We start from the raw sequence: 12661 nt of genomic DNA, 5'->3' as shown, positions 1-12661 counted from the left end.
TCAGAAGCTCCATCCGCCTCACATTCTGAACGAGCCACTTTCGCTTTTTATTAACATTTGTTACAATAGTAAAAATAGAGGAGGGACGTTATATGCCAAAAGGTACAGGTAAGGTTATTGCACAAAATAAAAAAGCGTTTCATGATTATTTCATCGAAGAAACATACGAAGCAGGGCTTGTCCTTCAAGGAACGGAAATTAAGTCGATTCGCGCTGGTCGCGTGAACTTGAAAGATGCGTTTGCACGTATACATAATGGTGAAGTATGGGTTCATAATATGCACATTAATACATACGAACAAGGGAATCGTTTCAACCATGATCCACTTCGTACGAGAAAATTACTTCTTCATAAAAAAGAAATTGATAAGCTAGCGGGCGCTGCAAAAGAAACAGGTTACGCATTAGTTCCACTTAGAATCTATTTGAAAAATGGATTTGCAAAAATGGCACTTGGTTTAGCAAAAGGTAAGAAACAATATGATAAACGTCACGATTTAAAAGAGAAAGAAGCGAAACGTGAAATTGCACGCGTGTTCCGTGATCGCCAAAAGATGTAATACAGATATTTACATTTGTAAAACGGCGCGCGTATGATATAATAACTTATGTAAGGTTGTTGCACATTGAAAAACAGCTCTTAGTAGCTATCACGATATTTTCTTCGTATGCTCCATTTTTATCATGGGGACGTTACGGATTCGACAGGGATAGTTCGAGCTTAGGTTGCGAGTCGAGGGGATCGGCCTCGTTAAAACGTCAAAGCCTATAATTGGCAAACAAAACAATCTTTCTTTAGCTGCTTAATTGCACTAAAGGTTCCTCCCTCCATCGTCCATGTGGTAGGGTAAGGGACTCAAACTAAGTGGACTACGCCGGAGTTCGCCGTCTGAGGGCGAAGGAAGAGAATAATCAGACTAGCAACTTGGAAGCCTGTCGATAGGCCGAAGAGTTCGCGAAATGCTAATATATCGACTACACTCGTAGAAGCTTAAGTGCCGATATTTTTGGACGTGGGTTCGACTCCCACCGTCTCCACCAATACATATTTGGTGGTTTTTTTATTTTGTATGATATGAACCATAACTTTGCCAGATCAGCGAGGTTATGGTTCTTTTTGTTTGTGGCAAACTTATGCATCCAAAAATAAAAGATTTTAAACCGTATCTTTATTATTGTCTACTTGACAGGGAAGTGACCACCTTACGTGTATATGATATTCATTGAATTTCTACAATTTAAAAGGACAATTTGTACCCATTGATAAAATTACTAGATTTATACTAAAAACACGCATTTTGATTAAGTTTTTTCAAAATGCGTGTTTCATTTATGTTTATATTTTACAATGATGCAAACAAACCTTCTTAAATTGTTTTTACCTATATTTGTATAAGCAGCGAAGGAGATCTATACTTTCTCTAAAAAACCACTTCTCTTTTATAAGAAAGCGATTTTTTTTATGAATATAACTATGAATTAACTTTAACTGTTCTGTTTATATATCTTTTCACTTTTGTTTTCCATGTGATGTATAATGCTTTCGCCTTCAACATCAATGTTAGGTAAAATTTTATCCAGCCATTTTGGCAAGTACCAGGCCGACTTACCCATGAGAGCCATGACCGCAGGTACGATTGTCATTCTCACGATGAATGCGTCGAAGAAAACACCGAATGTAAGAGCCATGCCTATGGATTTAATGATGCTATCAGGTGCCAACATGAATCCAATAAATACAGACATCATAATTAATCCTGCTGAGACTACGACTTTACCGCTCTCTCGCATTCCTTCTAAAATAGCTCTCTTCGGGTCGCCTGTATGTGTATATACTTCCCGCATCTTGCTTACTAGAAACACCTCATAGTCCATGGCAAGTCCGAACAGGATGCCAATCAGAATAACAGGCAAGAAAGCTAAGATTGGACTGGCAGCTGGGAAACCAAATAAATTTTGGAAATGCCCATCCTGCACGAAAAATACCACGGCTCCCAACGTAGCACCAAGAGACAGTAGAAACCCTAATACTGCTTTTAATGGAATGAGTAGAGATCTAAACACTAGAACTAAGAGTACATATGCGAGTCCCACAATAAGAGCAGCGAAAACTGGCAAGGCATCACTCAGCTTTTGCACAATATCAATATTCATCGCTGCTGTGCCCGTTACCATTAGTTCAATTCCATTTTTTTTCTCGGTCTGGTTTGATCTGTCCCGAATCGTATTTACCAAATCCTTCGTCTTTGTATCGTCAGGTCCTGTTTTTGGTGTGATGGAAATCATATAAATCTTTCCAGAAGGACCAGGGATAGCTGGTGTCACACTTTTCACGTCAGATAAGTTACCCAATTCTTTTGCAACGGTGTTCATAGTATTTTGCGTTTCAGCTGTTGCTTCCTCAGCTTTTGCCACTACCGCTAAAGAGGCATGAATTCCTTCTCCATATGCTTCCGTCAATAAATCATATGCTCTTCGTTCTGTCGTTTCTGTGGACTTTGATGTTCCATCAGAAAGCAGCCCAAGGTTCATATGGAAAAATGGAATCGTAATCACTGCAAGTAGTCCGATTGCGAAAATCGAAACAACCAGAGGACGTCTTACGACAAATTCCCCCCATTTATTTGAACCAGTGCGTTTCTTACCTGCCCCAGTCATCTTTTCCAAGAATCGATTTTGTTTAGTTGGGGCAATCTTATGGCCGATAATTCCTAATATGGCCGGTAATATGACGACGGAAACCACCACAGCTATGAATACAGTGAAAGCAGCGGATACGCCCATCGCTATTAGGAATGGAATCTTTGTAACAGACAGTCCCAAAAGACCAATAATAACAGTCAATCCTGCAAAGATTACGGCACTTCCCGCTGTTCCCGTTGCAATGGCAATAGATTCTGGAACAGAATCTCCTTGTGCGAGCTGCTGTCTAAAGCGATTGATAATGAAAAGCGCATAGTCAATGCCTACTGCGAGTCCCAGCATGGCAGCTAATGTTAAGGAAACAGATTGGATTTCCACATAATTGGTTCCAATCATGATTCCTAGCATTCCAATCGCTAATCCGATTATCGCAGTGAGAATCGGAAGTCCAGCTGCTAGAAGAGACACAAAAGTAAATGTCAGGACTACGAAGGCAACAAGTACTCCAACAATTTCAGTCATACCTGAAGTCTCTGAGTCGGAAAACTTAATATCGCCTCCTGATAACTCCGTTTGAATGCCGGCATCCCTTGTTGTTTCAATACTATCTAAAATCTTATCCTTAGAAGCTTCTGTGACCTTTTCCGCTTCCACTTTGTACGTAACAACTGCATATCCGATTTTCTTATTTTCACTAAGGTTCTGCAGTTGCATCGGTGCTGCCACAGAATCAACAGCTGAATCTTTTTTTATCTCACTTAGAACTTCTGCAATTTTCTGTTGTACTTCCGCTGACTCCAAGGTTCCGTTTTTTGGTGCTTGAAATACTAATTTTACTTGTGCACCTGCTGGTTGCATCGCTTTAAACTCTTTTTTAATTACTTTTCCTGCTTTATCTGCCGGTGTATTTGGAATGCTCATTTCATCATTGAAAGAGGAACCCATGTTGACTCCAATAAGTACAAATGCAATAAGAATTGCGAGTGCACTAAATATAACCTTTTTCCTATGATTTACTGCCCAATGTCCTAACTTATAAAGATATTTTGCCAATTAAATCTCACCCTACTTTCGTTGAAAATTTGTCTTGTACTTACGTTGTAATTTAGAAACGTACAAACACCAAAATATCATATTATTAATATAAAAGGATTTTAAAATGTATATTGTAAATTGTGTCAGTAAATCTCACCCTATTTATAGCTTGCAAAATGGCGGAAAATTGCCAGTAGGAAACAAAGAAAATGGTACACATTGACAGCAATGATGGCCTTTTATACACTAACAATTGTACTTACATGTGTAAGTATAACAGTGAATTTTCATCTTTCAAGCACTATGTGATAATTTGCACTTAAAACGAACAGAATGAAGGGATGTGTTAGTTTTGAGGAAGTCAAGAGAAGACAGTATACACTCTCAGAAATACATTATGGAGGCATTGAGCGCACTGTTGCATGAACATAAACTGCAAGATATAACCGTAACAGCTATTTGCAAAAAGGCTGGAGTTGCCAGAGTCACATTCTACAAATACTACCGCAACGTTTATGACGTCGTACAAGTATCAGTGGATGAAATTGTTCAACAATTTTTGAAAGAGGTTGATAGTTTGGATCCTTATGAAAGTATGCAGCTAATTATTGAATATATTATAGAGGGCTTTGTGTCTGCACAGAAGCCGTCAGGAAAGTTAATTGATGCAAATATATCTAGTATGATGCTTGATTATTTGAATTACACAATGGAAAAGGTCTTTCAAGCGGATATTACGCGCAATCATGACATAAGCAGAATGCAAATCCTGTTTTTAGCAGGCGGTATCTATAATATTGTTAACGATTGGATTAAAAGAGGGGCAAAGGAATCTCCCCAGGCACTTGCTGCAAAAATATACGAGATCCTTCCATATGGGACAACAGACACAAGGAATTTGGCAAATTCATGATGCAACTGTACTATCTTTGATTACATCTAAAAAATGGCATCACATAAATAGCTGTGAGTAGTTCATCTAACCATAAACGACCGTTTTTGGTTAAAAGAACAAAACTTTCTTTCATATAAAATTTTCTTAAAGTTGTTGAAAGCGGAGGAATCGTCAGGAAAATGGGCTTAGTGTTGTAAATCCGCATTTTCCTGACGGTACCTCTAAAAGCAAAGGATATCATTACAAACACTTTTACCATTAAGCCAATATACTAAAACTCCTTTGTTAAAGTTATTGAACTTGTTGTATAAAAGCTTTAATGAATAAAATAGTAAGATTAAATGCCACATGCTAATAATAGGTATTTTTATTTGTTTTGTTGTAACATTCACGGCAAGTTTATGCTTCTTTTGTTTGTGGAAAAGTTAGGATTTTAAAAATAGAATGCTTCTAATTCTTCACTTCTTTCACTTCTATCCTTAATGCGTATCCCTTAATGATTACAAGTTTATCCCGTCAAAACCTGGTTGATAAGACTTCATTGAGTTTTCATTTTATTCGAATATTAATATGTTTTGTGTTTTTATCCATACCTATTGTAAGATTATATAGAGTTCTCCTAATAAGCTGTTTTCATGGATTATTTAGGAATTTTAAATTTATAAATCTTAAATTGTTTTTTGGTGATAATTTTTTATCTAAATAAGTTATATTGAAGTAGAGGTGAACCATCGGTGAAGCAGGTGTTGGTGATTAAAAATGAACGGTCTTCAGCAAAGAAAATCGTAAGCGGTCTAACGCAAGAAGGCTATTTCATTTTAAAACTTCACAATGAAAACGAAGGTTTAAATATAATATATGAACAAGACTGGGATATTATCATATTAGATTGGGATTCATTAAGTATATCGGGACCAGAAATTTGCAGACAAATAAGGCTTGTTAAAAAGACACCAATCATTATTGTGACCGATAATATTTCTAGCAAGGATTGCATAGCAGGATTACAAGCAGGAGCAGATGATTATATAAGAAAACCATTTGTGAAAGAAGAATTAGTAGCAAGAGTTCAAGCGATTTTAAGGAGAAGTGACTGTATTCAGCAAAATGAGACAAACTTTTATCAGTTTAAAGATCTCTTTGTTGATGCATCTAGTAATATTGTGAAAAAAGGTGGCGAAAATCTCTCGCTTACTAAACGCGAGTACGATTTACTTGTATTTTTAATCAAGAATAAAAATACAATATTGAGCCGTGAAATGCTTTTGAATCAGGTTTGGGGATATAACGTAGTAGTAAATCCAAATGTAGTAGATTTATATATTGGGTATGTAAGAAAAAAGTTAAAGTGCGAGAAGAAAGAAAGATATATTCAAACGATACATGGCAGAGGCTATTCGATGATTGACTGATAAAAATAAGATAATAAAAAAATGAGTAAAACTATTTCATTCAGTTTTACTCGTTTTTTTATTAAATGTGATAATCAAATAGTTTCTGTGAAGTCTTAAAAGATGTAAAAAGAATATTTCTATCAGGCAATGGATTATGAAAACATTAGCTATTAATGAACATTTTTTGCAGGGGAAATTATGGTTTATAAGGTGCTCATCTTTTGGGTAGTGTGGAGGGGACGATTCTAGTGCGCATTAGTTGAGACCGGATCTAATGAAAGTGTCTACTCGAAAAAAATCGACACGCTCTGAAGAATAAAGGTGCCTGACTTCACATATTACTTTTTATGCCTGATTTTATGAATTCACACCATTCACAAGATTTTCACAGAATTAATGACTATACTAATTAACAGGATGTTCAAATGAAAATGATTATCAATAGCGATTCAATTGAATAAAAGTTACTTTCTAATTCAATCTATGGATGTCATCATTTTCGAAATAAATCACACTATAAGGAGTATACATATGAAAAAATCTATGCTTTTAAAATTAGTGAGTATTCTAGCAATTTTCACTTTAATGTTAGTAGCTTGCTCAGATTCAAGTAAAGAAACTTCGAAGGCCAATAATAAAGATAATGGTAGTGATAAGCAAAAAACGGTTGAAATCACTGATGCTCATGGAACTGTTAAAGTCCCTGTAAACCCAAAGAATGTAGTTGCTTTGGATAACAGAACTTTTGAAACTTTATCTGATTGGGGAATTAAATTAGCGGCTGCTCCAAAGGATATCATGCCTGCTGATTCAGCATATAAAAAGGATGAAAAAGTTCGAAATATTGGGAATCACCGTGAACCAAATCTTGAAATTATTGCAGCAGCAAACCCTGACCTTGTAATCGTTGGTCAAAGATTTGCTGACCATTACGAAGAAATCAAAAAATTAGTACCAAATGCAGCAGTTATTGATCTTAATTTTGATGTCTCTGAGAAAGCTACTAAGCCTGGCGAAAACTTAGTAAAAGGACTTAAAGATTCTACAGTTACTTTAGGAAAAATCTTTGATAAAGATAAAGAAGCTAAAAAATTAGTAGCTGATTTTGATAAATCTATTGAAAACGCAAAATCTGCTTATAACGGAAAAGATAAAGTTATGAGTGTTATCGTTACTGGTGGTAATATTGGTTTTGCTGCTCCACATTCTGGTCGCGTTTGGGGACCAATGTATGAAATTTTCGGTTGGACTCCAGCGTTAGAAGTTTCAAATTCTACTGCAGGTCATAAAGGTGATGACGTTTCTGTTGAAGCTATTGCACAAACAAATCCTGATTGGATTTTCGTATTAGATCGTGATGCTGCAACATCTGATGCAGCTAAGTCAACACCTGCTAAGGATGTTATTTCTAAATCACCTGCTCTTCAAAACACAACTGCTGTTTCTAAAAAACAAGTTATTTATGCACCAGAAGATACTTACACAAATGAATCAATTCAAACTTATATAGAGTTATTTGGAAATATGGCAAAAACTTTAGCTAAGTAGTGTAAAGGAGTACGAAACAGTGTCAAAAAATATAATTTCTAGGGTTGAGAATATTTCTCAACCCCAGTTTTATAATCACAATAAATTATGGACAAAACCTTTTATAATAGCGATTATAGTTGTTATAATTTTAGGGATTATATCACTGTTTACTGGAGTTTATGATATACGTGGACAAGAGGACGGGACAGAGATGTTTTTCATAACTCGTGTTCCGAGAACAGCTGCATTAATGCTTACTGGAGCTGCGATGGCGATGGCAGGGCTCGTAATGCAACTCATTACACAGAATCGCTTTGTTGAACCTACTACAACGGGGACTATTGAATGGTCAGGCTTAGGCCTGCTTTTTGTGTATTTATTATTTCCTGCCCCGACTTTAGTTCAAAGAATGACTGGTGCAATCATTTTTTCTTTTATAGGAACTATGATTTTCTTTCTATTTTTAAGAAGAGTTAAGCTTCGTTCGTCTTTAATTGTTCCGATTATTGGATTGATGCTTGGAGCAGTAATTTCTGCAGTGTCTACTTTTTTAGGACTCCTTTTTCAAAAGACGCAAAGTATTGAAACTTGGTTTGTAGGTTCATTTGCTAACATTCAGGTGGGAAGATATGAATATTTATGGCTGATTGTTATCATTACTTTTCTTATTTTTATGTATGCTAATAGATTGACTTTAGCTGGACTAGGAGAAGATGTCGCAACAAGTCTTGGAGTTAATTATAATAGAATTGTTCTTTTTGGGACTGCTCTTATCTCTGTTGCAGTTGGAATTGTTGCAGCTGTTATTGGACACTTACCTTTCTTAGGATTAATTGTGCCAAATATCGTTTCAATGTTTAGAGGTGATGATCTTAGGAGTAATTTACCTTGGGTTTGTGTGATCGGAATGGGATCAATAACTGCCTGTGACATCATTTCTCGAACAATTATACAGCCTTTTGAATTACCTGTTTCTTTAATACTTGCAACAGTGGGAGCAGTCGTGTTTATTACTATTTTATTGAGACAAAGAAAACCAAGGAGGCTACGATGATCACATTAGAATATAGAAAAAAAGAAAATGTCGAAATCGATTCTAGCCTTCATAATGAAAGTAGATCAGCTAGCGCTTTTCGGTCTAAGAAGGAAGCAAGACGTTATTGGATTTTACTGATAACATTGATTGCTTTAGGTCTTCTTTCTTCATATGGACTTTTAGTTTATAACAATCCAGTTCCGATAGATTCACCTTCTTTTATCCCAGTCGTTAAGAGAAGGATAGTAGCTATTGTTGCAATGATTATTGCTGCGGTTTGCCATAGCTTGTCGACAGTTGCTTTCCAATCTATTACGAATAATAAAATTATTACTCCTTCACTTTTAGGTTTCGAATCACTTTATTCAGCAATTCAAACGAGTACAGTATTCTTCTTTGGTGCTAGTGCGTTAATAAATTTTAATGGAATGGGATCATTTTTATTCCAAGTTGTTGTTATGGTCTTCATGAGTTTGATACTTTATGGATGGTTACTTTCCGGTAAATACGGGAATTTACAACTTATGCTTTTAGTTGGAATTATTATTGGTACCGGGCTAAATTCTGTGTCAACTTTCATGAGAAAACTACTTGCGCCTTCAGAATTTGATATCTTACAAGCAAGATTATTTGGTTCTGTTAATCATGCAGATCCTGCATATTTTCCTATTGTAATTCCTATGATCATAATTATAGCAGTATTAATTTTTGCTCATTCTAAGAATTTAAATGTTTTGTCACTAGGAAAGGATGTTGCTACTTCTTTTGGAGTTAAATACCAACCTAGTGTAATTTATACGCTTGTATTAGTAGCTATTTTAATGTCCATTTCAACAGCTCTAATTGGGCCACTTACTTTCTACGGCTTTTTAGTAGCAACTTTGAGTTATCAGGCAGCATCAACGTATGATCATAGATATATTTTTCCGATGGCTTTTGCTATAGGATTTTTGATAATGACGAGTGCATACTTTTTAATGTATCATGTATTCCATGCTCAAGGTGTAGTTTCAGTTATTATTGAATTATTTGGTGGAATCATATTCTTAACTATAGTTTTAAGGAAGAGGGCTTTATGATAAAAATTGATAATGTTAAAAAGTTCTATACTGATAAGGTGAAAATAGGACCTTTGGATATTGAAATACCAAAAGCGGGCTTTACTTCTTTAATTGGACCAAATGGTGCTGGAAAGTCAACGACACTTTTAATGATTGGCAGACTTTTAGATATGGATGAAGGCCAAATTCAGGTAGCAAATATGGATGTTTCTGAATCCAAATCAAAAGACTTAGCAAAAGTTTTGACTATATTGCGACAAGAAAATCATTTTGTAACTAGGCTTACTGTGAGACAACTAGTTGGATTTGGGCGCTTTCCTTATTCAAAGGGAAGATTGACTAAAGAAGATGAGGCTATCATCTCTAAATATATCGATTTCTTAGATTTAACTAGTTTAGAGAATAGATATTTAGATGAGCTTTCTGGTGGTCAAAGACAAAGGGCATATGTAGCGATGGTATTGTGCCAAGAGACTGAATATGTACTTTTGGACGAACCTTTGAACAACCTTGATGTTGCTCGTTCTGTTCAAATGATGGAGCATTTGAGACGTGCAGCTAATGAATTTGGACGAACAATTTTGACTGTTATGCATGACATAAATTTTGCAGCTAAATACTCGGATAAAATTTGTGCTATGAAAGATGGACAAATTGCTGCTTTCGGAACAGTAGAAGAGGTTATGGACCCAACACTTTTGACAGATATTTTTGAAACAAAAATAGAAATTATTAATGGTCCTTATGGGCCGATCGCAGTGTATTAGTTATAAAATGTCTTGCGTAGATTATGCAAGACATTCTAGTTGAAGTTGCTGTCTATATTTTATAGGCAGCAGCTTTTTTTATGTGATTACTCATAAAATGCAAAAGAATGCTTCACCTTTTCAAGTATGTACCAAACGGAAAAAATATCTCTGTATAATTTTTCAAAAGAATTCAGCTTGTTTTTTTATATGTAATATTGCATATCAGAGTGTATTGATAAAAGTGTAAGGGGTCACTATAATGAGGGCATAAAGATAAATCATATTTTCGTAGCAATAAAAAGGAGGAAATAATATGGAAATCGCAATGGCAGTATTAAAATTTGTAGGTGGCGTAATCCCGTTAGTTCAAGAACTTTTAAAAGCATTTATGTAAGTGTATTAGTTAGCTATCATTTATCAATCATTATCATATTTTACTAAAAAAAGAACGGGGTGATTTTTCTGAATATTAAGAAAAACACTAAGAGAAGAAAGTTCCTTGCATGTTTATTAGTTAGTCTATGCACTATTAATTATTCATCTATTTCCTTCGCAGAAACACAAGCAAGTAATGCAACTGATGTAACCAAAAATGCTAGTGGCATTGATACTGGTATAGCAAATCTTAAATATAATAATCAAGAGGTTTTAGCTGTAAATGGTGATAAAGTAGAGAGTTTTGTTCCGAAAGAAAGTATCAATTCAAATGGTAAATTTGTAGTAGTGGAACGCGAGAAAAAATCACTTACAACGTCACCAGTCGATATTTCAATTATTGATTCTGTAGTGAATCGTACGTATCCAGGAGCTGTACAACTTGCAAATAAAGCTTTTGCAGACAATCAACCAAGTTTATTAGTGGCTAAGAGAAAGCCTTTGAATATTAGTATAGACTTACCGGGCATGAGAAAAGAAAATACAATCACTGTCCAAAATCCGACATATGGTAATGTAGCTGGAGCAGTAGACGATTTAGTATCTACTTGGAATGAAAAGTATTCCACAACACATACGTTACCTGCAAGAATGCAGTATACGGAATCTATGGTTTATAGTAAATCACAAATCGCAAGTGCTCTTAATGTTAACGCTAAATATCTTGATAACAGTTTAAACATTGATTTTAATGCGGTTGCAAATGGAGAGAAAAAAGTGATGGTTGCCGCATATAAGCAAATATTTTATACGGTAAGCGCTGAACTACCTAACAATCCATCCGACCTTTTTGATAATAGCGTTACTTTTGACGAGTTAACTCGAAAAGGCGTAAGTAATTCGGCTCCACCTGTTATGGTTTCAAATGTAGCTTATGGTAGAACGATTTATGTAAAATTAGAAACAACATCTAAGAGCAAAGATGTACAAGCTGCTTTTAAAGCCTTACTTAAGAATAACAGCGTTGAAACAAGTGGACAGTATAAAGATATTTTTGAAGAAAGTACCTTTACTGCTGTAGTATTAGGTGGAGATGCGAAAGAGCATAACAAGGTTGTTACTAAAGATTTCAATGAAATCCGAAATATCATTAAAGATAATGCTGAATTAAGTCTTAAAAATCCAGCATACCCGATTTCATATACAAGTACTTTCTTAAAAGATAATGCAACTGCTGCTGTTCATAACAATACAGATTATATTGAGACGACAACTACAGAATATTCAAGTGCTAAAATGACACTTGATCATTACGGTGCTTACGTTGCTCAATTTGATGTATCTTGGGATGAATTCACATTTGACCAAAAGGGTAACGAAGTACTAACACATAAAACGTGGGATGGTAGCGGAAAAGACAAAACGGCTCATTACTCTACAGTTATCCCTCTTCCACCGAACTCAAAAAATATAAAAATTGTAGCAAGAGAATGTACAGGTCTTGCATGGGAATGGTGGAGAACAATTATTAATGAACAAAATGTTCCATTAACAAATGAAATAAAAGTTTCAATTGGAGGAACAACATTATACCCAACAGCTAGTATTAGTCATTAAGTATAAAAAAAGCGCCCTATAAGTAGGGCGCTTTTTTACTTGGTCACAAATTTTATCCCGCTATTTGCCGGGCGGCCTGATTGGTGAGGGCTGATTAATAATGTAATTCCTATTACTTGAACAAGTGTTGCTAAAAGTGTGGCAATTGGAGGAATAAAACTTAAAACAGTTTATGTTCTTTTGTTTGCGGCCAACTTAAGAAACTTTTGTAAAATGATAGGATTACAAAAATGTAATGTGGATGTAAGGAAACTGGATTGTACCATCTTTATGGTTAAAGCATACTTAAGGTAAGGAAGATTTATATTTTAACGGGTATAAATCTT

9 protein-coding genes and 1 other RNA gene are annotated in these 12661 nt (G+C 35.2%); 9 read left to right on the top strand and 1 reads right to left on the bottom strand.

The window, feature by feature from the left end; translation table 11 throughout:
• Window positions 1–92: 92 nt before the first annotated feature.
• Complete coding sequence (gene smpB, locus MR170_RS12770) at window positions 93–560, top strand: SsrA-binding protein (protein WP_001123917.1); 468 nt, start codon at window positions 93–95, stop codon at window positions 558–560.
• A gap of 126 nt (window positions 561–686) precedes the next feature.
• Window positions 687–1041: a transfer-messenger RNA gene (gene ssrA / locus MR170_RS12765) on the top strand.
• A 444-nt stretch (window positions 1042–1485) separates the two neighbouring features.
• Here ssrA and MR170_RS12760 read toward each other — a convergent pair.
• Window positions 1486–3696 (bottom strand): MMPL family transporter, encoded by a 2211-nt coding sequence (locus MR170_RS12760; protein WP_242308379.1) that lies wholly within the window; start codon window positions 3694–3696, stop codon window positions 1486–1488.
• A gap of 379 nt (window positions 3697–4075) precedes the next feature.
• Between MR170_RS12760 and MR170_RS12755 the strand changes: the two genes are divergently transcribed.
• From MR170_RS12755 to alo, 7 genes are all read left to right on the top strand, one after another.
• Window positions 4076–4591: a TetR/AcrR family transcriptional regulator gene (locus MR170_RS12755; RefSeq protein WP_043935894.1), complete on the top strand. Its 516-nt coding sequence runs from the start codon at window positions 4076–4078 to the stop codon at window positions 4589–4591.
• 716 nt (window positions 4592–5307) lie between these two features.
• Window positions 5308–5985 (top strand): response regulator transcription factor, encoded by a 678-nt coding sequence (locus MR170_RS12750; RefSeq protein ID WP_242308378.1) that lies wholly within the window; start codon window positions 5308–5310, stop codon window positions 5983–5985.
• Between the two features lie 513 nt (window positions 5986–6498).
• Window positions 6499–7515 (top strand): siderophore ABC transporter substrate-binding protein, encoded by a 1017-nt coding sequence (locus tag MR170_RS12745; protein ID WP_242308377.1) that lies wholly within the window; start codon window positions 6499–6501, stop codon window positions 7513–7515.
• A gap of 19 nt (window positions 7516–7534) precedes the next feature.
• A complete protein-coding gene (locus MR170_RS12740; RefSeq protein WP_000041820.1) occupies window positions 7535–8551 on the top strand; it encodes an ABC transporter permease in 1017 nt (338 codons plus the stop codon).
• Window positions 8548–9612, top strand: a complete 1065-nt coding sequence (locus MR170_RS12735; RefSeq protein ID WP_242308376.1) for an iron chelate uptake ABC transporter family permease subunit — start codon at window positions 8548–8550, stop codon at window positions 9610–9612. Before MR170_RS12740 ends, MR170_RS12735 begins: the two co-directional genes overlap by 4 nt.
• The gene (locus tag MR170_RS12730; RefSeq protein ID WP_000590061.1) at window positions 9609–10361 is read left to right on the top strand and encodes an iron ABC transporter ATP-binding protein; all 753 of its coding nucleotides are present in this window, start codon (window positions 9609–9611) and stop codon (window positions 10359–10361) included. Before MR170_RS12735 ends, MR170_RS12730 begins: the two co-directional genes overlap by 4 nt.
• A gap of 435 nt (window positions 10362–10796) precedes the next feature.
• Window positions 10797–12335, top strand: a complete 1539-nt coding sequence (alo, locus tag MR170_RS12725; protein WP_000576728.1) for an anthrolysin O/cereolysin O family cholesterol-dependent cytolysin Alo — start codon at window positions 10797–10799, stop codon at window positions 12333–12335.
• Window positions 12336–12661 lie beyond the last annotated feature (326 nt).

The sequence above is a fragment of the Bacillus cereus group sp. BfR-BA-01524 genome, from assembly GCF_022662595.1.
In the GTDB taxonomy this organism is placed as follows: domain Bacteria; phylum Bacillota; class Bacilli; order Bacillales; family Bacillaceae_G; genus Bacillus_A; species Bacillus_A thuringiensis_S.
Note: the sequence above shows the minus strand (reverse complement) of the source record. Positions and strands in the feature narration are given on the sequence as shown.